This is a genomic window from Streptomyces sp. NPDC001606, from assembly GCF_053596835.1.
On record NZ_JBSFHC010000002.1, the window covers coordinates 373,315 to 394,033 of the forward strand.

At 70.2% G+C, this 20,719-nt stretch carries 19 protein-coding genes; 7 read left to right on the forward strand and 12 right to left on the reverse strand.

Features of this window, described 5'->3' with window-relative positions; translation table 11 throughout:
• Nucleotides 1-24: 24 nt before the first annotated feature.
• From ACWCV9_RS06060 to ACWCV9_RS06070, 3 genes are all read left to right on the forward strand, one after another.
• Nucleotides 25-1,653: a sensor histidine kinase gene (locus ACWCV9_RS06060; protein WP_450784492.1), complete on the forward strand. Its 1,629-nt coding sequence runs from the start codon at nt 25-27 to the stop codon at nt 1,651-1,653.
• Nucleotides 1,650-2,351, forward strand: coding sequence for a response regulator (locus tag ACWCV9_RS06065; RefSeq protein WP_450784493.1), 702 nt, complete (start codon nt 1,650-1,652; stop codon nt 2,349-2,351). Before ACWCV9_RS06060 ends, ACWCV9_RS06065 begins: the two co-directional genes overlap by 4 nt.
• 174 nt (nt 2,352-2,525) lie before the next feature.
• Entirely contained in the window at nt 2,526-3,212 is a 687-nt protein-coding gene (locus ACWCV9_RS06070; RefSeq protein ID WP_450784494.1) for a helix-turn-helix domain-containing protein, read from the forward strand.
• A gap of 51 nt (nt 3,213-3,263) precedes the next feature.
• Here the strand turns inward: ACWCV9_RS06070 and ACWCV9_RS06075 are convergent, their stop codons facing one another.
• On the reverse strand, nt 3,264-4,289 hold the full coding sequence (locus ACWCV9_RS06075; RefSeq protein ID WP_385839892.1) for an ATP-dependent 6-phosphofructokinase: 1,026 nt from the start codon (nt 4,287-4,289) through the stop codon (nt 3,264-3,266).
• Between the two features lie 209 nt (nt 4,290-4,498).
• Between ACWCV9_RS06075 and pta the strand changes: the two genes are divergently transcribed.
• From pta to pyk, 3 genes are all read left to right on the forward strand, one after another.
• Complete coding sequence (gene pta / locus ACWCV9_RS06080; RefSeq protein ID WP_450784495.1) at nt 4,499-6,574, forward strand: phosphate acetyltransferase; 2,076 nt, start codon at nt 4,499-4,501, stop codon at nt 6,572-6,574.
• Between the two features lie 28 nt (nt 6,575-6,602).
• Nucleotides 6,603-7,811 carry an acetate kinase gene (locus ACWCV9_RS06085; RefSeq protein WP_450784496.1) on the forward strand — a complete coding sequence of 403 codons (1,209 nt, stop codon included), beginning with the start codon at nt 6,603-6,605 and terminating at the stop codon, nt 7,809-7,811.
• 84 nt (nt 7,812-7,895) lie between these two features.
• Entirely contained in the window at nt 7,896-9,320 is a 1,425-nt protein-coding gene (pyk, locus tag ACWCV9_RS06090) for a pyruvate kinase (RefSeq protein ID WP_450784497.1), read from the forward strand.
• 108 nt (nt 9,321-9,428) lie between these two features.
• Here the strand turns inward: pyk and ACWCV9_RS06095 are convergent, their stop codons facing one another.
• The 4 genes from ACWCV9_RS06095 to ACWCV9_RS06110 all read right to left on the reverse strand — a co-directional run bounded on the left by ACWCV9_RS06095 (nt 9,429) and on the right by ACWCV9_RS06110 (nt 13,762).
• Nucleotides 9,429-10,871: a hypothetical protein gene (locus tag ACWCV9_RS06095; RefSeq protein ID WP_450784498.1), complete on the reverse strand. Its 1,443-nt coding sequence runs from the start codon at nt 10,869-10,871 to the stop codon at nt 9,429-9,431.
• Entirely contained in the window at nt 10,861-11,418 is a 558-nt protein-coding gene (locus ACWCV9_RS06100; protein ID WP_450784499.1) for a DUF6114 domain-containing protein, read from the reverse strand. Before ACWCV9_RS06100 ends, ACWCV9_RS06095 begins: the two co-directional genes overlap by 11 nt.
• A 116-nt stretch (nt 11,419-11,534) precedes the next feature.
• Nucleotides 11,535-12,173 (reverse strand): DUF6230 family protein, encoded by a 639-nt coding sequence (locus ACWCV9_RS06105; protein ID WP_385839898.1) that lies wholly within the window; start codon nt 12,171-12,173, stop codon nt 11,535-11,537.
• Between the two features lie 623 nt (nt 12,174-12,796).
• Nucleotides 12,797-13,762, reverse strand: a complete 966-nt coding sequence (locus tag ACWCV9_RS06110) for a tetratricopeptide repeat protein (RefSeq protein ID WP_450784500.1) — start codon at nt 13,760-13,762, stop codon at nt 12,797-12,799.
• A gap of 213 nt (nt 13,763-13,975) precedes the next feature.
• On the opposite strand from ACWCV9_RS06110, the gene ACWCV9_RS06115 reads away from it, so the two are divergent.
• Nucleotides 13,976-14,590, forward strand: coding sequence for a TetR/AcrR family transcriptional regulator (locus tag ACWCV9_RS06115; RefSeq protein ID WP_450784501.1), 615 nt, complete (start codon nt 13,976-13,978; stop codon nt 14,588-14,590).
• Nucleotides 14,591-14,981: 391 nt separating this feature from the next.
• Here ACWCV9_RS06115 and ACWCV9_RS06120 read toward each other — a convergent pair whose 3' ends face one another.
• From ACWCV9_RS06120 to ACWCV9_RS06150, 7 genes are all read right to left on the reverse strand, one after another.
• Nucleotides 14,982-16,682 (reverse strand): acyl-CoA mutase large subunit family protein, encoded by a 1,701-nt coding sequence (locus ACWCV9_RS06120; RefSeq protein ID WP_450784502.1) that lies wholly within the window; start codon nt 16,680-16,682, stop codon nt 14,982-14,984.
• Nucleotides 16,683-16,757: 75 nt separating this feature from the next.
• Nucleotides 16,758-17,096 carry a DUF3817 domain-containing protein gene (locus ACWCV9_RS06125; RefSeq protein WP_385839902.1) on the reverse strand — a complete coding sequence of 113 codons (339 nt, stop codon included), beginning with the start codon at nt 17,094-17,096 and terminating at the stop codon, nt 16,758-16,760.
• Nucleotides 17,097-17,225: 129 nt separating this feature from the next.
• Complete coding sequence (locus tag ACWCV9_RS06130) at nt 17,226-17,735, reverse strand: MarR family winged helix-turn-helix transcriptional regulator (RefSeq protein WP_385839903.1); 510 nt, start codon at nt 17,733-17,735, stop codon at nt 17,226-17,228.
• A gap of 168 nt (nt 17,736-17,903) precedes the next feature.
• Nucleotides 17,904-18,380 (reverse strand): MarR family winged helix-turn-helix transcriptional regulator, encoded by a 477-nt coding sequence (locus ACWCV9_RS06135; RefSeq protein WP_385839904.1) that lies wholly within the window; start codon nt 18,378-18,380, stop codon nt 17,904-17,906.
• A 92-nt stretch (nt 18,381-18,472) separates the two neighbouring features.
• Nucleotides 18,473-19,234 (reverse strand): AIM24 family protein, encoded by a 762-nt coding sequence (locus tag ACWCV9_RS06140; protein ID WP_385840311.1) that lies wholly within the window; start codon nt 19,232-19,234, stop codon nt 18,473-18,475.
• 65 nt (nt 19,235-19,299) lie between these two features.
• Nucleotides 19,300-19,950, reverse strand: a complete 651-nt coding sequence (locus ACWCV9_RS06145; protein WP_385839905.1) for an AIM24 family protein — start codon at nt 19,948-19,950, stop codon at nt 19,300-19,302.
• Between the two features lies 1 nt (nt 19,951).
• Nucleotides 19,952-20,584, reverse strand: a complete 633-nt coding sequence (locus ACWCV9_RS06150) for an AIM24 family protein (RefSeq protein ID WP_385840312.1) — start codon at nt 20,582-20,584, stop codon at nt 19,952-19,954.
• Between the last annotated feature and the right edge of the window lie 135 nt (nt 20,585-20,719).

The window sequence follows — 20,719 nt, forward strand, 5'->3', positions numbered from 1 at the left end:
TAACCGGAGAGGCACACTGCTGACATGCGCGTTCCCGCCCTTCCCCGCCCCCGCAGCCTGGCCGGCCAGCTGTTCGCCGTGCAGGCCGTGCTGGTCGCGGTCGTGGTGGCCGGGTACGCGCTGTTCACCTACGTCAGCGACCAGCGGCAGGCCGAGGAGTCCGCCGCCCGGCAGGCCACCGCGGTGGCCCGTTCGATCGCCGACTCCCCCTCGGTCCGCGAGGCGATCCGCACCCCCGACCCGAGCGCCCGCCTGGAGCCGTACGCCCTCCAGGTGATGCGGGACGCGGACGTCGACTTCGTGACGATCATGAATCCGTCCGGCATCCGCTGGACCCACCCCGACCCGAAGCAGATCGGCAAGCGCTTCCTCGGCACCATCGGCCCCGCCCAGCACGGACACACCTTCACCGAGACCTACACCGGCACCCTCGGCCCGTCCGTCCGCGCGGTGACCCCGGTGTACGCGGGCGGCCGGGTCGTCGGCCTGGTGAGCGCCGGCATCAAGGTGCAGACGATCAGCGAGCACATCCAGGACCAGGTCACGGCGCTGCTCGGGGTGGCCGGCGGCACGCTGGTGCTGGGCGCGGTCGGCACCTATGTCGTCAACGCCCGGCTGCGCCGCCACACCCACGGCATGAACGCCACCGAGCTGAGCCGGATGCACGACTACCACCAGGCCGCGCTGCACGCGGTCCGCGAGGGCCTGCTCATGCTCGACGGGCAGTACCGGGTGGCCCTCATCAACGACGGCGGCCGGGAGCTGCTGGGCGTGGGCGAGGCGGCGGACGTGGTGGGCCGCTCGGTGGCCGACCTGGACCTCCCGGCCCCGCTGACCGGCGCGCTGCTGTCCTCGCAGCCCCGGGTGGACGAGGTGCATCTGACCGCGTCCCGGGTGCTGGTGGTGAACACCTCCCCGGTGTCCGGCGGGGAGCACCGCGGTACGGTCGTCACCCTCCGCGATGTCACCGAACTCCAGTCGCTGATGGGCGAGTTGGACTCGGAGCGCGGCTTCACCCAGGCCCTGCGCTCACAGGCCCACGAGGCCGCGAACCGGCTGCACACGGTCGTGTCGCTGATCGAGCTGGGGCGGGCCGAGGAGGCCGTGGAGTTCGCCACGGCCGAGCTGGAGCTGGCCCAGGCGCTGACCGACCAGGTGGTGGCGGCGGTCAGTGAGCCGGTGCTGGCGGCCCTGCTGCTGGGCAAGACGGCCCAGGCCAACGAGCGGGGCGTGGAGCTGGTGGTGTCCCCGGACAGCCGGCTGGACGACGGACTGCTGCCCGCCGATCTGTCCGCCCGCGACCTGGTGACCATCCTCGGCAACCTGATCGACAACGCGGTGGACGCGGCGCAGGGCGGCGCCGGGGCGCGGGTGACCGTGACGGCGTACGCCTCGGAGGCCGAAGTGGTGCTCCGGGTCGCCGACACGGGCCCGGGGGTCGACCCGGCCCATGCCGACCTGGTATTCCAACGGGGGTTCTCGACGAAACCGGCCGGACCGGACGGCCGGGGGCTCGGGCTGGCCCTGGCCCGGCAGGCGGTCACCCGTCACGAGGGCACGTTGACGGTGGCGGAGTCCGGAGCAGAGGGCGAGGGCGGTGCGGTGTTCGAGGCGCGGTTGCCGCTGCGGTCGGCGGCGGGTGACGGCAGATGACCCCGGAGCAGGGGACCGCGCAGCCGATCCGGGTCCTGGTGGTCGAGGACGACCCGGTCGCCGCCGACGCGCATGTGCTGTACGTCGGCCGGGTCCCCGGCTTCGTCGCCGTCGGCAAGGCGCACACCGGCGCGGAGGCGCGCCGCATCCTGGACCGTACGCCGGTCGATCTGCTGCTGCTGGACCTGCACCTGCCCGATGTGCACGGGCTCCAGTTCGCGCGCTCCCTGCGGGCGGCCGGACATCACGCGGACGTCATAGCGGTGACCTCGGCCCGCGATCTGGCGGTGGTACGGGAGGGCGTCTCGCTCGGTGTCGTCCAGTACGTCCTGAAGCCCTTCACCTTCGCCACGCTGCGCGACCGCCTGACCCGCTACGCCGAGTTCCGGGCGGCCGTGGGCGAGGCGAGCGGCCAGGACGAGGTGGACCGGGCGCTGGCGGCCCTGCGGGCACCGTCGCCCGCGGCGCTGCCGAAGGGACTGAGCGGGCCCACCCTGGAGCGGGTGATCTCGGCGCTGCGAGGGGCGGCGGAGGGGCTCACGGCGACCGCGCTGGCGGAAGCGGTGGGGATCTCGCGGATCACGGCCCGCCGCTATCTGGAACACCTCGTCGACACCTCCCGCGCCGCCCGCAGCCCGCAGTACGGGCAGGTGGGGCGCCCCGAGCTGGTCTACCGGTGGATGCCGCAGGGCCGCTGAGGCGCCGGACGCTCCCGGGCGAGCCGTCAAGGGAGGAGAGGAAGAGGTGTTCCGTCCGTTACACACGGAACGCGCCGTACATACCGAACGGCCGGAACTGTACCTTCCGACAATCGGTGATCCTGTCCGAACAGACCGTAGCCATCCCGTCACCGCGCCTCTAGCTTGTGCGAGGTGCGCCAACCCTCAGCTCCCCCCTTCAACGCTCCCGCGGCCCGCCGGCTGCGCGCCGCGCTCGGCATGGGCCCCGAGCATGTCGCGTACGGCATGCGGGCCTCGTACGGGCTGCCCTATGTCACCCCCGACCTCGTGATCGCCTGGGAACGCGGCATCGCCGCCCCGAGCAGCCCCGAACTCACCGCCCTGGCAGGGGTGTTGTGGTGTTCCGCGGGTGAACTGATCGGCAGCCCGCAGACCCTGCGCGAGCACCGCATCGCCCGGGGCATCGCCCCCGAGGACGTCGCCCGTGCCGTCGGCCTGGACCTGCGCGCATATCTGCGCATGGAGGACAGCGGGCAGTGGCGCGGCAACGAACGCCAGTCCGCCGCGCTCGCGCGGGTGCTGGACCTGTCCGTGCCCGACTTCGTGTCCGTCACCGGCCGGGAGGCGAAGCTGGCCGAGCTGCTGCGCAGCGCGGTGACCACCCGCTGGCAGGCCTATGTGCGGCCGGTGGCGAAGCTGGCACCCGTGGACCGCGGTGCGCTGGAGGCCGCCCTCCAGGAGCTGCACCAGGACTACCAGGGCCATATGGCCGCCACCCTCAGCTGGGGCGGCGGCACCAGCAGCGCCAGCGAGTCCGGCCGGGAGTTCCTCGACCGGATCGTGGAGCACTTCTGGGCGGCGGTCGAGAAGGGCGGCTGAGCGGGCCGGCCGGGACGCGAATCCTCAGCGCTGACGCCCGGCCGAGGCCCGCTAGAAGACCGACTCCGCCTCGTCCATCCGGTCCTTCGGGACCGTCTTCAGCTCGGTGACCGCCTCCGCGAGCGGCACCATGACGACATCGGTGCCGCGCAGCGCGGTCATCTTGCCGAAGTCGCCGCGGTGCGCCGCCTCGACGGCGTGCCAGCCGAAGCGGGTGGCGAGGACCCGGTCGTACGCGGTCGGCACACCACCGCGCTGGACGTGGCCGAGGATGACCGGCTTGGCCTCCTTGCCGAGGCGCCGCTCCAGCTCGTACGCGAGGGCGGTGCCGATGCCCTGGAAGCGCTCGTGGCCGTACTGGTCGATCTCGCCCTTGCCGTAGTCCATGCTGCCCTCGGCCGGGTGGGCGCCCTCGGCGACGCAGATGACGGCGAACTTCTTGCCCCGGGCGAACCGTTCCTCGACCATCTTGACCAGGTCGGCGGGGTCGAAGGGGCGCTCGGGCAGGCAGATGCCGTGGGCGCCGGCGGCCATGCCGGACTCCAGGGCGATCCAGCCGGCGTGCCGGCCCATGACCTCGACGACCATCACCCGCTGGTGGGACTCGGCGGTGGTCTTCAGGCGGTCCATGGCCTCCGTGGCCACGCCGACGGCGGTGTCGAAGCCGAAGGTGCGGTCGGTGGAGGAGATGTCGTTGTCGATCGTCTTGGGGACGCCCACGACGGGCAGGCCCGCGTCGGACAGCATGCGGGCCGCGGTCAGCGTGCCCTCGCCGCCGATCGGGATCAGCGCGTCGATGCCGAACTCCTCGACCATGTCGGTGGCCCGGGTGCAGGCCTCGCGCAGCCGGTCGCGCTCCAGTCGGGAGGAGCCGAGGATGGTGCCGCCGCGGGCCAGGATGCCGCTGACCGCGTCCAGGTCGAGGGCGCGGTAGTGGCGGTCGAGCAGACCGCGGTAGCCGTCCTCGAAGCCGATGACCTCGTCGCCGTACGTCGTCACGGCCCGGTGCACGACCGACCGGATCACGGCGTTCAGGCCGGGGCAGTCGCCGCCTGCGGTGAGAACTCCGATACGCATCGTGCTGTGTCTCCTGCTCGCTGTCGGTGCCTGTGAGCCATGCCGATTCTTTCACGTCCGCCGGGCCGATGGAGCTTTGACGGGCGCCTTATCCGGCGCCAGGGGTATTGTCAAGAGGGTTCCGCTCACCTCGGTGGGCGATTTTGCGGCTCTCACGATGACGTAGACGCCTATATAAACGGACAAACGAGACGGATCGGAGTGCACACGTGACGCGCAGCGTGTACGTGACCGGGATCGACCGCGGTGACGGCCGCCAGGTCGTGGAGCTGGGAGTCATGGAGCTGCTGACCCGGCAGGTGGACCGGGTGGGCGTCTTCCGGCCGCTCGTCCACGACGGTCCCGACCGCCTGTTCGAACTGCTGCGGGCGCGCTACCGCCTCTCCCAGGACCCCACGACCGTCTACGGCATGGACTACCACGAGGCCTCCGCGCTCCAGGCCGAGCAGGGCACCGACGAGCTGGTCTCCGCCCTGGTCGACCGCTTCCACCTGGTGGCCCGGGACTACGACGTGGTGCTGGTCCTCGGCACCGACTTCGCCGACACCCAGCTGCCCGACGAGCTGGCCCTGAACGCCCGGCTCGCCAACGAGTTCGGCGCGTCCGTGATCCCGGTGGTGGGCGGCCGCAGGCAGACCGCCGAGTCCGTGCTCGCGGAGACCCGGAACGCCTACCGGGCCTACGACGGCCTCGGCTGCGACGTGCTCGCCATGGTCACCAACCGGGTCGCCCGCGAGGACCGCGACACCATCGCCGAGCGGCTCGCCAGCCGGCTTCCGGTCCCCTGCTACGTCGTCCCCGACGAGCCCGCCCTGTCCGCGCCGACCGTCTCCCAGATCGCGCACGCCCTCGGCGCCAAGGTGCTGCTCGGCGACGACTCCGGCCTCGCCCGGGACGCCCTGGACTTCGTCTTCGGCGGTGCGATGCTGCCCAACTTTCTGGCCGCCCTGACCCCGGGCTGCCTGGTCGTCACCCCGGGCGACCGCGCCGACCTGGTGGTCGGCTCGCTGGCCGCGCACAGCGCCGGCACCCCGCCGATAGCCGGCATGCTGCTCACCCTGAACGAGGTGCCGAGCGAGGAGATCCTCACCCTGGCCGCCCGGCTCGCCCCGGGCACCCCGGTGCTGTCGGTGACCGGCAACTCCTTCCCCACCGCCGAGCAGCTGTTCTCGATGGAGGGGAAGATGACCGCGGCCACCCCGCGCAAGGCGGAGACCGCGCTCGGCCTGTTCGAGCGGTACGCCGACACCGCCGACCTGGCCCGCCGGGTCTCGGCGCCGAGCAGCGACCGGGTCACCCCGATGATGTTCGAGCACAAGCTGCTGGAACAGGCCCGCGCCGACCGCCGCCGGGTGGTGCTGCCCGAGGGCACCGAGGAGCGGGTGCTGCACGCGGCCGAGGTGCTGCTGCGCCGGGGCGTCTGCGACCTGACCCTGCTCGGCCCCGCGGACCAGATCCGTAAGAAGGCCGCCGACCTCGGCATCGACCTGGGCGACACCCAGCTGATCGACCCGGCCACCAGCGAACTGCGCGACGCCTTCGCCGAGAAGTACGCGCAGCTGCGCGCCCACAAGGGCGTCACCGTGGAACTGGCCTACGACGTCGTCTCCGACGTGAACTACTTCGGCACCCTGATGGTCCAGGAGGGCCTGGCCGACGGCATGGTGTCCGGGTCCGTGCACTCCACCGCGGCCACCATCCGGCCCGCCTTCGAGATCATCAAGACCCGCCCCGAGTCGTCGATCGTCTCGTCCGTCTTCTTCATGTGCCTCGCCGACAAGGTGCTGGTCTACGGCGACTGCGCGGTCAACCCGGACCCGGACGCGCAGGCGCTCGCGGACATCGCCATCCAGTCGGCGACCACGGCCGCGCAGTTCGGCGTGGAGCCGCGGATCGCGATGCTGTCGTACTCGACCGGTACGTCGGGTTCGGGCGCCGACGTGGACAAGGTGCGGGAGGCCACCGAGCTGGCCCGCGAGCGCCGGCCCGATCTGAAGATCGAGGGACCGATCCAGTACGACGCGGCCGTGGAGCCGTCCGTCGCGGCGACCAAGCTGCCCGACTCGGACGTGGCCGGCCAGGCCACGGTTCTGATCTTCCCGGACCTCAACACCGGCAACAACACCTACAAGGCCGTGCAGCGCTCGGCCGGCGCGATCGCGGTCGGCCCGGTGCTCCAGGGTCTGCGCAAGCCGGTCAACGACCTGTCCCGGGGCGCCCTCGTCCAGGACATCGTCAACACCGTTGCCATCACGGCGATCCAGGCCCAGACGCCCGCCAACTGACGTCCCCCACAGAGAGTTCTCGCACACCGTGACCGCGACCCGTGTCCTCGTCCTCAACTCCGGCTCCTCGTCGGTGAAGTACCAGCTCCTCGACATGCGCGACGAGAGCCGGCTCGCCGCCGGCCTGGTGGAGCGCATCGGCGAGCAGACCTCCCGGCTCAAGCACACCTGCCTCACCACCGGTGACACCCGCGAGCAGAGCGGGCCGATCGCCGACCACGACGCCGCGCTGAAGGCGGTCGCCGAGGAGCTGGCCCGGGACGGCATCGGCCTCGACTCGCCGGAGCTGGCCGCGATCGGCCACCGGGTGGTGCACGGCGGGATGTTCTTCACCGAGCCGACCGTCATCACCGACGAGGTGCTCACCGAGATCGAGCGGCTGATCCCGGTCGCCCCGCTGCACAACCCGGCCAACCTCACCGGCATCCGCACCGCCCAGGCGCTCCGCCCCGACCTGCCCCAGGTCGCCGTGTTCGACACCGCGTTCCACACGACGATGCCGGAGTCGGCGGCGCGCTACGCGATCGACCCGAAGATCGCCGACCGCCACCGCATCCGCCGCTACGGCTTCCACGGCACCTCGCACGCCTATGTCTCCCGGGAGACGGCGCGGCTGCTGGGCAAGGACCCGTCCGAGGTGAACGTCATCGTGCTGCACCTGGGCAACGGCGCCTCGGCGTCCGCGGTGCGGGCGGGCCGGTGCGTGGACACCTCCATGGGCCTGACGCCGTTGGAAGGCCTCGTGATGGGAACCCGCTCCGGTGATCTGGACCCGGCCGTCATCTTCCATTTGGCGCGGGTTGGCGGAATGTCCATGGACGAGATCGACACTCTTCTCAACAAGAGGAGCGGGCTGTTCGGCCTCTGCGGGGACAACGACATGCGGGAGATCCGCCGCCGGATCGACGAGGGCGACGAAGAGGCCGCCCTCGCCTTCGACATTTACATTCACCGGCTCAAGAAGTACATCGGCGCCTATTACGCCGTCCTCGGGGAGGTGGACGCGGTCGCGTTCACGGCCGGTGTCGGGGAGAACGCGGCGCCCGTGCGGGAGGCAGCGCTCGCTGGCCTCGGATCGCTGGGCCTGGCGGTCGACCCGGAGCGCAACGCGGTGCGCTCGGACGAGGCCCGGCTGATCTCTCCGGAGCGCGCCCGGGTGGCGGTGGCCGTGGTGCCGACGGATGAAGAACTGGAGATCGCGACGCAAGCCTACGCACTGGTCGGAAAGAACAACTGAATAGCACCTGAGCGGTGTCCCACTCATTTGTATCTTCCGCCAGACGGAATATTCCGTAGCGAAACAAACGGATAGGATCGCCCCATGCGCCGTTCGAAAATCGTCTGTACTCTCGGCCCCGCGGTCGACTCCCACGAGATGCTCGTCGCCATGATCGAGGCGGGCATGAATGTGGCCCGGTTCAACTTCAGCCACGGCACCCACGCCGAGCACCAGGCGCGGTACGACCGCGTCCGGGCCGCCTCCAAGGAGACCGGCCGCCCCATCGGCGTCCTCGCCGACCTCCAGGGCCCGAAGATCCGTCTGGAGACCTTCGCCGAGGGTCCGGTCGAGCTGGAGCGCGGTGACGAGTTCGTCATCACGACCGAGGACGTCCCGGGCGACAAGCACATCTGCGGTACGACGTACAAGGGGCTGCCGGGCGATGTCTCGCGCGGTGACCAGGTCCTGATCAACGACGGCAACGTCGAGCTGAAGGTCCTGGACGTCGAGGGCCCCCGGGTGAAGACGATCGTCATCGAGGGCGGTGTCGTCTCCGACCACAAGGGCATCAACCTGCCCGGCGCGGCCGTCAACGTGCCCGCGCTGAGCGAGAAGGACGTCGAGGACCTGCGCTTCGCCCTCCGCATGGGCTGCGACATGGTCGCGCTGTCCTTCGTCCGGGACGCCAAGGACGTCCAGGACGTCCACCGCGTCATGGACGAGGAGGGCCGCCGGGTCCCGGTCATCGCCAAGGTGGAGAAGCCGCAGGCGGTGGAGAACATGGCGGACGTCGTCGCCGCGTTCGACGCCGTGATGGTGGCCCGTGGCGACCTGGCCGTCGAGTACCCGCTCGAGAAGGTCCCCATGGTGCAGAAGCGCCTGATCGAGCTGTGCCGGCGCAACGCCAAGCCGGTGATCGTCGCGACCCAGATGATGGAGTCGATGATCACCAACTCCCGCCCGACCCGCGCCGAGGCCTCCGACGTGGCCAACGCGATCCTGGACGGCGCCGACGCGGTCATGCTGTCGGCCGAGTCGAGCGTGGGCGCGTACCCGATCGAGACGGTCAAGACCATGTCGAAGATCGTCGCCGCGGCCGAGCAGGAGCTGCTCTCCAAGGGCCTCCAGCCGCTGGTGCCGGGCAAGAAGCCGCGCACCCAGGGTGGTTCGGTGGCCCGTGCGGCCTGCGAGATCGCCGACTTCCTCGGTGGCAAGGGCCTGGTCGCGTTCACCAACTCCGGTGACACCGCGCGCCGGCTGTCCCGCTACCGCGCGACCCAGCCGATCATCGCCTTCACCACCGAGGAGTCCACCCGCAACCAGCTCACCCTGAGCTGGGGCGTGGAGTCGCACGTGGTGCCGTTCGTGCACACCACCGACGAGATGGTCGACCTGGTGGACCAGGAGGTCGCCAAGCTGGGCCGCTTCGACGCGGGCGACACGGTCATCATCACCGCCGGCTCGCCCCCCGGCGTGCCCGGCACCACCAACATGCTCCGCGTCCACCACCTGGGCGACCAGGGCTGAGCAGCAGACGGTCCCCGCAAGGGGCTGGTACGGCGCTGAGGGCGCCCCCCGGACTTCCAGGGGGCGCCCTCAGCTGTGTGCGGCTCCCGAACGGGCTTGTGGGACCGGTCAGTCGGTCGTGTACACGTGCATGCCGGGCACGTGCAGGTTGCCGCCGAACTGGCCCGCCTGGACCACCTTGACGTGGGTGAAGTAAATCAGCGGGATGTTCAGCGGGGGCGGGCTGTCCGGGCTGAAGGTCACCGGGATCAGACCGAACAGGTTGCCCGAGATCTTCTCCGTGTACATCACGGTGTCGCCGCCCCGGATGGTGGACGTCGACCCCGAGGCCGCCTGCACGTGGTAGGTCTTGCCGGACAGCTTGTCGTGCACCGTCTGGTGCAGGTCGCCGATGTCCGTGCCGCTGGAGATGACGTACTTCAGCACCTTCTTGGTGCTGCCGTTCGCCGTCTTCACCTCCACGATGCCCTGGTAGTCGGCGCCCTTGAGGAGCAGCGAGCTGGCGTCCAGGTACCAGGGGTCGTCGGCCACCGCGACCTTGTTGTCGACACCGCTGACGTCGGTCGTGGCCGCCGGGCAGTCCTTGGCCGCGGTCGAGTCGCTCGCGGACGGGCTGGGCGTGGCCGACGCGGTCGCGTCCTGGGCCGCCTTGGTGGCGTCACCGGCCGTCTTGGCGACCGTGCCGGTGGTCTTCTGCACCGTTCCGGCGCCCGTGTCCGTGACCGTCTTCTCGGCCTTGGACACGGTGTCCTTGACGGTGTCGGTGGCCTTGGACCCGGAGGTGCCGGAGGACGAGGTGTCCTTCGTGGCCGGGTCCGGGGTCGCGGTCGCCGACGGGGACGCGGCCGGCGTCGGAGTGCCGGCCGTGGACGTCGTACCGGAGCCGCTGCCGCCGCCGGTGAGGATGCCGCCGAGCGTGTCGCCGATGGTGTCCAGCAGACCGCCGCCGCTGCTGCTCGTGCCGGTGCTCTTGGTGGGGGCCGGGGCCGGGGTCGCCGTACCGGAGCCGGAACCCGAGCCCGACGAGCCGGAGGTCGCGGTCGGGGTGGGCGTGGCCGTGTCACCGGAGCCGGAACCCGAACCAGAGCCGGAGCCCGAGCCGGAGCCCGACGAGCCCGAGCCGGAGGTGCCGGACGTGTCCGGCGTACCCGTGCGGTCCTTGGTGTCCGGTGTGTCCTTGGTGCCGGCGCTCGCGGAGGGCGAGGGCGTCGCCGTGTCCGTGGACGTGCTCGGCGAAGCGGACGGGGACGGCGAGGCCGAGGGGTCCGTGGAGTCGCCCAGCGCCTTCACACAGTCCTTGTACTCGTCGGCCGTCAGGCTCTTGGACGTCGGTGACGGCGCCGGGCTTCCGTTGTTGTCGGCGAGGGCGAGCGTGGACGTGAAGCCCATGCCCATGATCACCGCCGTCGGCATCGCCACGGACGCTATCGCCTTGCCGGCCGGCATGTGGAACCTGGTGAACAGCGGCTTCCTGGGGGCCGCGTGGCGGGGGCCGGTTCTCGCACGGGACCCCTCCGCATCGGTCCCGTGGGTCACCTCGTCAGCCGGCACTGTGCCTCCCGTTCGCCCCGTTGGCCGGGCTCGTTCCTGACAGGTCGTTCGGCTCGGCGAATCCGTCCACCCGCTGCTCCGGCAGGGGCGCGGCCTGCGGGCCGGCGTCCTGGCCCGGCGCCGCCTCGGCCGGCGGCTCCGGCTGCGGGGCCACGCCCGGCGCCCAGGCCACCGCCATCGCTCCGCCGATGAGGGCGAGCAGGAAGCCCATGATGAAGCCGCCGAAGTTGGACACGGGCAGGGACACCAGCGCGAGCAGGATCGCGGCGACGCCCGCGAACGTCCGTACGTGCTTCTGGAACCAGAGGCTGATGCCCAGGACAATGAGCAGCACGCCGATGATCAGGGATCCCGCTCCCGCCGTCGTCGCCATCGCCAGCGTCAGATGGCCGACCTGGAGGTGGAAGTACGGGAAGTAGATGATCGGAAGGCCGCTGAGCAGGATGTACAGACCGGCCCAGAACGGCCGCGTGCCCCGCCAGGCGCGGAACTGCAGCCTACGGCGGGTGAACTGGCCGGATGCGGCGGCAGGAGTCTCGGCGCTCATGGAAAACAGCTCCCTGGTGCGGCGTTGCCGTGGTGGTGATGTGTGCCGCGCGTGAAGACGCGGCCGGATAGTGGACAGGCGGGGGGCCGTCGGCTCCCCCGCCCGTCACCGAGTGCTCAGTAGCACTCCGCGCCGTCCGTCGACAGCGACATGTGCAGACCGCTGAGCTTGAAGGTGCCCGCGGTGGTCGCCCACGCCGTCTGCTTCACACCGGTCAGCGTGGCCGAGTCGGCCTGCTGGGCGAAGCCGTACGGGTTGGCCTGCTCGCCGCCGCCCTTCATGCCCGGGCCCTTGCCGGCGTCCTTCGCGGCCACACCGATGTCGATGCCGTTGAAGGTGGCGTCGGCCTGGAGGTCCGCGACGTCGATGTAGATCCGGTCGGCCTCGACCTTGTCGTGTCCCGGACCGCCCGCCCGCAGGATCAGGCTGACCTTGCCGAGGATCGGCACGTCGGGCGTGACCACGGACTGGCACAGGTTGGTGATCTCGGCGTGGGTGAACGCCGAGACGGCAACCGGGTGGAGCGTCTTCTTGCCGTTGAGCTCATAGCCGCTGTCGATGGCGCCGTACTGCTCGAAGCCCTTGCCCTCGAGCGAGTCGGCCGACACCTTGAACGACTGGCCGGACACGCTGAACGAGGCGGCGAGAGCGCCCTGTGCAAGGGCGACGCCTATCGCGGCCGTCGCGGCGACGCTGGGCACCATGACCACAGCGAACCGCTTCCATCTGGTCCCGCCACGCACCTGGGACTCCATATTTCCTCCTTCTCGGACGTACATCTCCTGGCCCGGACGCGCCCCGAATCGCGGCTCGGCCCGGCAGGGATGGGAGAAGTGCTACGTCCTCGGGAAGGGGAGCGCCCGCGCTCGGCGGCGCGAACAGCGCCCGAATCACCGGCGATCACCCCCGAGCGACAACCACTGGTCGCGCCTGACACGCATCACGCACAACCTTGCTGGACAGGCTTCACCGGACGGCGAAGACCCCCCTGCCCAAGACCCGGCGCCACTGCCGCCGGATCTGCTCGGTGGGGACCCAGAGTCTCCCGTGACCCGACCGGCTGCCGGGGTGTGGGAATGGACCGAGCGTCGCCGATCGTGGTGCATTCTCGGCCCGGACACAAGGGGGTTCGTTACTGGCTAGTAACGGCCGGATAACCGGAGGACGACCGACCGGTCTCGGAGTGCAACGCTGGGTGGCATCTCAGGGCAGAGCAAAGCCGTTGATCTCTGGACCAAACCAGACAGACCAACGGCTCTGACTTACTTGCAGTAACAGGGCGTGCGATGACCAAGATTTGGTAAAGCGCCGCAGCCCTGACGCCTCGTCGGCAGATCTTTCACCTCGGCATCACAAGCCGTGGCCGTTTAGTGACTGGTCAGAACAGTGCACGCGCCAGCGCGCGGCGCGCCCCCACCACCCGCGGGTCCTCGGGACCCACGACCTCGAAGAGCTCCAGCAGCCGGCGCCGTACCGCGTCCCGGTCGTCACCGACCGTACGCTGCACGGTCTCGATCAGCCGCCCGAAGGCGTCCTCGACATGACCGCCGACCAGGTCCAGATCGGCGGCGGCGATCTGCGCGTCGACGTTCTTCGGGTCGCCGGCCGCTTCCTGACGCACCTTCTGCTGGTCCATACCCTGCACCCGCTGGAGCAACTCGGCCTGCGCGAGGCCGAGTTTGGCCTCCGGGTGGGCCGGGTCCTCGGCCAGCACGTTCTGGTAGGCCCGGATGGCGCCGCCCATGTCGCCCGCGTCCAGGGCCTGCGCGGCGGCGTTCAGGGCCGCGTCGTACGGCCCCTCCTGCGTCGGCGCCGCCTGGCCCGGCTGGGCGTCCGGGTCGACGGTCAGACCGGTGAGACCGAACCGCTGCTCGGCGACCTGCACCAGCTGGTCCAGGGTCTGCCGGATCTGCTGCTCGCCGGCGGCCCCCTGGAAGAGCGGCAGCGCCTGGCCCGCCACGACGGCGAAGACGGCCGGAATCCCCTGGACCCCGAACTGCTGCATCAGCATCTGGTTGGCGTCGACGTCGATCTTGGCGAGCAGGAAGCGCCCGTTGTACTCGACGGCCAGCCGCTCCAGGACCGGGCTCAGCTGCTTGCAGGGCTGACACCACTCGGCCCAGAAGTCGATGACGACGGGCACCTCGGCGGAGCGCTGGAGCACCTCCCGCTCGAATCCGGCTTCATCGACGTCGATCACGAGATCGGCCGGGGAGACGGCCCCCGCACCACCCTGGCGGGCGGCCTGGGCGCGCTGCTGCTCGGCCTTGGCCTTGGCCTCCTGGGCCGCCTTCACCGCGGCGAGGTCGACGACGCCGCTCATGGACATGTTCCGTGGCTGCATGCGTCTATCCTCCCCCGATCTCGTGCCTGAAGAAAAAATCGCGTGGCGCCGGGTCCCCACCCGCACCGATGATCGCGCTCGTGTACGTCCGTCACGAGCTTTCGCTACGAGTCGTAGCGTAATGGCACTCGGTGCCTTCGCGACACCACGCCTCGGTGATCTCCCTCACGACCGCACAGATCCCGCCGCTGGTGCGCCGGTTATGGTCGAGGGATGCAGAGCCGCACCCCCGCAGGCCGTCCGGGCCGCCCTCGCAGCGCCGCCGCGGACGCCGCGATCCTGGCCGCCACGCGGGATGCTCTGGTGGAACTCGGCTGGTCGAAGCTCACCCTGGGAGACGTGGCGACCCGCGCCGGGGTTGCAAAGACGACGCTCTACCGCCGCTGGGCCGGCAAACACGAACTCGTCTGCGACGCGGTGGCGGAACTCTTCGACGAACTGGAACTGCCCGACCGGGGCAGCCTCGCGGCCGACATCGAGGGCGTGGTGCTCCAGTTCGCCGCGATCCTCGACCGCCCCGAGGCCAGAAGCGGCCTGATGGCGGTGGTCGCCGAGTCCACCCGCGACGAGGCCCTGCGCGAACGCATCCGCTGCTCCATCGTGCAGCGCCAGATGCGCCTGGTCCTGGAGGGACGCGCGCGGGCACAGAGACGCGGCGAACTGCCTCCCGAACCCGACCCCGAGGAATCCGCCCGTACGGGCGACCTGATCTTCGACCTGGTGGCGGGCGCCGTGGTCCACCGCACCCTGGTCAGCGGCAAACCGGCGGACGAGCAGTGGGTGCACAGCCTCACCCGGGTGCTGCTCCTGGGCCTGACCGGCGGGTGACACCGGAAGCCACTGAAGGCCCGAACAGCCCGCCGACAACGTGCCGGTGCCGCCGGACCCGCTCACGGGTCCGGCGGCACCGGGCAACCGCGCTTAGGGCCTCCCTTTCGGATCTTGCCGGCGTCGCGGGCCCTGGCACGCACATCTGCTGCGTTGTCGTCCCTCGCCCCCACGCTCGGCTGCTCCCCCACTCTCGGCTCCGCTCGAGCGGGGGGACCCCCATGCGCGGGGGGACCCCCATCGCTCCGCGTCGACTCGGTCCTCCGCCTTGCATCTGCACGCTCCCCCAAGCTCTCGACTGCGCTCGAGCAGGGGGGCACCCCCATGACCCCGCTCGGGTCGGCTGATAGAGCGCCGGTGCCGCAGCCGACCTGATCCGAAAGGCAGGCCCCTAGAAACCGGCGGGCTCGGTGTACACGCCCCACTCGTCCCGCAGCACCCCGCAGATCTCGCCCAGCGTCGCCTCGGCCCGGACGGCGTCCAGCATCGGCTCGATCATGTTGGCGCCCGACCGGGCGGCGGCCAGCATCGCGTCCAGCGCCGACCGCACGGCCGCCTCGTCCCGCGCGGCCTTGCGGTCGCTCAGGATGCGGACCTGCTCCCGCTCCACCTCGTGGCTGACCCGCAGGATCTCCAGGTCCCCGGTGACCGAACCGGTGTGGACATTGACGCCCACGACCTTCTTCTCACCCTTCTCCAGCGCCTGCTGGTACCGGAAGGCGGACTCGGCGATCTCGCCGGTGAACCAGCCGTCCTCGATCCCGCGCAGAATGCCGGAGGTGATCGGCCCGATCGGGTGCCGCCCGTCCGGGTGAGCCCGCAGGCCGCGCTCCCTTATCTGCTCGAAGATCTTCTCCGCGTCGGCCTCGATCCGGTCCGTCAGCTGCTCGACGTACCAGGCACCGCCCAGTGGATCGGCCACATTGGTGACGCCGGTCTCCTCCATCAGCACCTGCTGGGTGCGCAGCGCGATCTCGGCGGCCTGCTCGCTCGGCAGGGCCAGCGTCTCGTCCAGGGCGTTGGTGTGCAGCGAGTTGGTCCCGCCGAGCACGGCGGCCAGCGCCTCCACCGCCGTACGCACCACGTTGTTGTACGGCTGCTGCGCGGTCAGCGAGACACCGGCGGTCTGGGTGTGGAACCGCAGCCACTGCGCCTTCTCGGACTTCGCGCCGTACACGTCCCGCATCCAGCGCGCCCAGATCCGCCGGGCCGCCCGGAACTTGGCGATCTCCTCGAAGAAGTCCACATGGGCGTCGAAGAAGAAGGACAGCCCCGGCGCGAAGACGTCGACGTCCAGCCCGCGCGAGAGGCCCAGCTCGACGTAACCGAACCCGTCCGCCAGCGTGTACGCCAGCTCCTGTGCGGCCGTCGCACCCGCCTCGCGGATGTGGTAGCCCGAGACGGACAGCGGCTTGTACGCGGGGATGCCGGCCGCGCAGTACTCCATGAGGTCGCCGATCAGCCGGAGATGCGGCTCCGGCTGGAACAGCCACTCCTTCTGGGCGATGTACTCCTTGAAGATGTCGGTCTGGAGGGTTCCGTTGAGCACCCCCGGATCGACACCCTGCCGCTCGGCGGCGACCAGGTACATGCAGAAGACCGGCACGGCCGGCCCGCTGATGGTCATCGAGGTCGTCACATCGCCCAGCGGGATGTCCTTGAACAGGACCTCCATGTCGGCGGCCGAGTCGATCGCGACCCCGCAGTGCCCGACCTCGCCCAGCGAGCGCGGATCGTCCGAGTCCCGTCCCATGAGCGTCGGCATGTCGAAGGCGACGGACAGGCCTCCGCCGCCCGCCGCGAGGATCATCTTGTAGCGCTCGTTGGTCTGCTGGGCGTTGCCGAAACCGGCGAACTGCCGGATGGTCCAGGTCCGTCCCCGGTAGCCGGTCGGATGGAGCCCGCGCGTGAAGGGGTACTCCCCGGGCCAGCCGATCCGCTCGAATCCCTCGTACGTGTCCCCCGGCCGGGGGCCGTACACCGGCTCCACGGGGTCGCCGGAGAGCGTGGTGAAGTCAGCGTCGCGCTTGCGTGCGGCGTCGTACCGGGCCTGCCAGCGGCGGCGGCCCTCCTCGATGGCGTGAGCGTCCATGCTGTCGAATTTACTTGGACGTCCTAGTAAATGTCGATGGCAAACCGCCGCACGAGGTTCGTACGGCGGTGAGCCTCAGGCCTTCGCGGCGGCCGGGACCTGGTCGGCGACCCTGGCCTCCAGCTCGCGGCTGATCTTCCGCTCGACGAAGAACGCGGCGGTGGGGATCGTGCCGGCGAGCAGCACCCACAGCTGCCTGCCGACCGGCATCTTCGCCTTGGAGCCCAGGTCGAAGGCGACGACCAGGTAGACGACGTACAGCCAGCCGTGGGCGATGGCGACGACCCGGGTGACGTCGGCGGCACCGCTGATGTCCAGCCCGTACTTCGCGATCATGCTCAGGCACAGCAGGACCAGCAGGACACCGGTGGTGTAGGCCATGACGCGGTAGCGGGTCAGCACGCTTCGTTTCATGCCATCGAGCGTAACCGCCCGAAAAACCCCCGCAGCGGCGGGGACCACTACGCCCTCACGCGTTAGCGTGTCAGGACGCTGGGACCACCTCCGCGACAGCGGAGATCGGCGCACTGACCCGCGTCGCGCCTACTCGTCCTCGAAGTCACCCGCGGCGATCCGCAGCGGCCGGAGCATCGCGAAGATCTCCCGGCACTCGTCCGCGTCGTACGCCCCGAGGCCGAAGTCCATGGCCATCAGGTCACGGGTGGCCGCGTCGACCACCTCGCGTCCCTTGGCGGTGATGACGGCGAGCGTGCCGCGCCCGTCGTTGGGGTTGGGCCGCTTGGCGACCAGCCCGGACTTCACCAGCCGGTCGACGGTGTTCGTCACGGACGTGGGATGGACCATCAGCCGCTCACCGATCTTCGACATCGGCAGCTCGCCGGCCTTGGAGAAGGTGAGCAGCACCAGCGCCTCGTACCGGGCGAACGTCAGTCCGTACGGCTTGACCACCGCGTCCACCTCGGCGAGCAGGATCTGCTGGGCCCGCATGATCGAGGTGATCGCGGCCATCGCGGGCACGTTTCCCCAGTGCTGCTTCCAGTGCTCGTCGGCACGGGCGATGGGGTCGAAGGGAAGACTGAGAGGCTTCGGCACGTCACCAGACCCTACCCGCCGGTCACAAGCCCCTCAGCTCCGTCTCGGCTTTCGGGCGCCCCGCACCGCCGCAGCGGCGCCGACGAGCGTCGGGCGGGCGCCGTCGGCACGCGGGCCGGCGGCACCCGTCCCCGCCCGGCTACGACTCCCCGAGCCGCTCAGCCGGCCTCAGGGACGCCCCCGCTGCCCTCTGAGGTGTTCGGCGATCGGCTTGAGGGACTTGTCCAGCTCTATCAGCGACTCCGGCGGCAGCAGGTCGATGAAGTGCCGGCGCACGGAGGCGACGTGATGCGGCGCGACCTTTCTCATCGTCTCCATGCCGTGGTCGGTGAGTACCGCGTACAGTCCTCGCCGGTCGGACTCGCAGTTCTCCCGGCGCACCAGGTTCGCGTTCTCCATGCGGGTGATCTGGTGCGAGAGCCGGCTCTTGGACTGGAGTGTCGCGGAGGCGAGGTCGCTCATCCGCATCCGGAAGTCCTCCGACTCGGAGAGGTTCACCAGGATCTCGTAGTCGTTCATCGTCAGCCCGAACGGCTGGAGATCCTTTTCGAGCTGATACGTCAACAGCCTGTTGACCTCCAGGTGGGTGCGCCAGGCGCACTGCTCCGCATCGGTCAGCCAGCGCGTGGCCGTCTCGGTCTCCATGAATGAAGTCTACCTAAGAAGTTGAATGACGAACTACTTCGGGTGGTGTGACTGTGCGCACGCGTTCGACGTCACACTCCGCAGACTACCGCTCACAGCCCGAAGCGACGCTGGAGGTCTCCGAGCTGTCCGGGAAGGCGCGGTCCGCCCATCGATTGCGGACCGTGTCCAGCCGGTGCCGCTCCGCCACCGCCGGGAGTCCCCGGATCGGACGGAATGACCCCTGTGTCCACCTCCGCCATGAGCGTCTCCGTCGACTGGAGAAGCACCGTGCCGGCGCCTACGAACTCGAACTGGTGCTCCTCCCCGGATACCCCGCCGAGGCCCGTCATCGCACGTAGACCGCCCAGTACACCGGTCAGATACCCGTGGTCGTAGTGATGACACGGCGACGGGCAGTCGGCCCAGCCGACGAGCGCCTGCGGGTCCACCCGGATCGGAGGTTCCATGAACACCACCGGACCGTTAGATGCCGCCACAAACTTTCCGGTTCCGATAAGGGTCAGAAAACCCGGCACGATCGATTGTTTCAGCGCGAGACTTGGCTGAAAAGCGAGCAGATTGCCCGCGCGAATGGTCAAGTTCCCGTCGTCCAGGTCGTACGCGTTGACGTCGAAGGCCCGGTCGGCGAGCAGCATCTTGCCCGAGCCCTGCGCCACGACCCAGTCGCTCGCGTGCAGTGGCGAATGGAACGAGGTGCGGACGAGATGGTCCAGCCGGCCGTGTCCGATGCCGTTGAACTCGATCGCCCCGTAGTAGGCGATCATCTTCCCCTTCTGGAGGAACCACTGGCCGCTCTTCAGCTCGACACAGAAGGTGTACGGGTTCACGTTGTCGTCGACGGGCAGGGTCATCGGGTCGTGGACCACCGGGCCGCCGGGGGTTCCGTATGCGCCGCCGTGCGGGCCTGCGTATGTGCTCACAGCTTTTCCTCCGAGGCCTGGACATAGACCGTGCCGTTGCCGGTCAGCTCCAGCTGGAACGCCTCGCCGGAGCCGCGGCCCACCATGTCGCGCCAGCCGAGCGCGGTGGACAGCCTGTTGCGGACGTCGCCGTGGTGGGCGACATAGGCCTGCGGGTCGACATGGACCGGGTGCTCGGGGGTGATCGGGATCTCGAAGACCCCGCCGTGCGCCATCACCGCCACCGCACCCTGGCCCTGGAGGGTGGTGGTGAACAGGCCCTGGCCGGTGACCTGGCCGCGGACCAGGCCCATGACCCCGCCCTGTGAGCCCATGAACATCGTGCCCTGCCGCAGGGTGCCCTCGAAGGCGAGCAGCCGGTCCGCCTCCACGTAGAGGGTGTCGCCGGTGAGGCGGATCACGTGGACGTGGTGGCCGCCGTGCCCGAAGAACACCGTGCCGTTGCCCTCGACCGTCATCAGGGGGGTGGCCTCGCCGGTCACCCGGCGCCCGACCATGGACATCAGCCCGCCCTGGCCGCCCTGGAGGTTGGGCGTGAAGGACACGTCCCCCTTGTAGGCGAGCATCGCCCCGCGCTGGCTGAACAGCCGCTGCCCGGGCAGCACGGTCGCCTCGACCATCTTGGAGTTGATCTCCCGGAAGCCCATGTCAGAGATCCCCCGCTATCGTGTTCCGCTCGCTCGGCTGCACATAGACCAGCCCGTCGCCCTCGAACCGGATCTGGAAGGCCTCGCCGCCGCCCTCCCCGAGGAACGTGCGGAACGTCACACCGGACTGGAAGGACTGCCGGAGGTTGCCCTGGTGGGCGACATAGGCTCCCGGGTCCACGGTCAGCGGGTACTGCGGGGTGACCCGGAGCACCACCGCCGGCCCGTCGGACATGATCGCCGCCTGGCCGTGTCCCTCGACGGTCGTGGTGAACAGGCCGTTGCCCTGGGAGGCGCCGCGCAGCCCGGTGAACGTCGTGCCCGTGCGCAGCCCCGCGTCCGTCACGAGCAGGTTGCTCGACTCCACGTACAGCTTGTCGCCCTGGAGTGCGACCAGGTTGATCTCCGTGGCCCGGTCCGCGAACCAGCAGGTCCCGTGCCCTTTCACCTCCATCACCGTCATCTGCTCACCGGTGAGCCGCCGGGTCACCATCCCGCGCAGCCCCTCGCCACCCCCGCTCAGTCTCTTGAAGGTCATCTGTCCGTCGTACGCGACCATCGAGCCGTGTTTCGCCTTCACGGCGTCCCCGGTCATGTCGACGGCCAGCACTTTGCTGCCTTGGAGTCGGAACATCGCCACGCAGGGAAAGTAGCCGCAGGCCGGGTGGACCGGACAGGGCCCCCGGGTGGAGACGGACCCTGAGCGCACCCCTACGGGCGCCGTTTGCCACAATGGGTGAACGTTTGTGCTTCCGTTCACAAAGCGGAT

Bases quoted from the DNA above. Each gene is read 5' to 3' on its own strand.
- ACWCV9_RS06105 (WP_385839898.1), bottom strand. From the start codon at position 12,173: ATGGAGTCCCAGGTGCGTGGCGGGACCAGATGGAAGCGGTTCGCTGTG.
- ACWCV9_RS06145 (WP_385839905.1), bottom strand. From the start codon at position 19,950: ATGGGCTTCCGGGAGATCAACTCCAAGATGGTCGAGGCGACCGTGCTG.
- ACWCV9_RS06125 (WP_385839902.1), bottom strand. From the start codon at position 17,096: ATGAAACGAAGCGTGCTGACCCGCTACCGCGTCATGGCCTACACCACC.
- pyk (WP_450784497.1), top strand. From the start codon at position 7,896: ATGCGCCGTTCGAAAATCGTCTGTACTCTCGGCCCCGCGGTCGACTCC.
- ACWCV9_RS06110 (WP_450784500.1), bottom strand. From the start codon at position 13,762: ATGCAGCCACGGAACATGTCCATGAGCGGCGTCGTCGACCTCGCCGCG.
- ACWCV9_RS06075 (WP_385839892.1), bottom strand. From the start codon at position 4,289: ATGCGTATCGGAGTTCTCACCGCAGGCGGCGACTGCCCCGGCCTGAAC.
- ACWCV9_RS06135 (WP_385839904.1), bottom strand. From the start codon at position 18,380: ATGGAGACCGAGACGGCCACGCGCTGGCTGACCGATGCGGAGCAGTGC.
- ACWCV9_RS06120 (WP_450784502.1), bottom strand. From the start codon at position 16,682: ATGGACGCTCACGCCATCGAGGAGGGCCGCCGCCGCTGGCAGGCCCGG.
- ACWCV9_RS06100 (WP_450784499.1), bottom strand. From the start codon at position 11,418: ATGAGCGCCGAGACTCCTGCCGCCGCATCCGGCCAGTTCACCCGCCGT.
- ACWCV9_RS06140 (WP_385840311.1), bottom strand. From the start codon at position 19,234: ATGACCCTGCCCGTCGACGACAACGTGAACCCGTACACCTTCTGTGTC.
- ACWCV9_RS06150 (WP_385840312.1), bottom strand. From the start codon at position 20,584: ATGTTCCGACTCCAAGGCAGCAAAGTGCTGGCCGTCGACATGACCGGG.
- ACWCV9_RS06060 (WP_450784492.1), top strand. From the start codon at position 25: ATGCGCGTTCCCGCCCTTCCCCGCCCCCGCAGCCTGGCCGGCCAGCTG.
- ACWCV9_RS06065 (WP_450784493.1), top strand. From the start codon at position 1,650: ATGACCCCGGAGCAGGGGACCGCGCAGCCGATCCGGGTCCTGGTGGTC.
- ACWCV9_RS06115 (WP_450784501.1), top strand. From the start codon at position 13,976: ATGCAGAGCCGCACCCCCGCAGGCCGTCCGGGCCGCCCTCGCAGCGCC.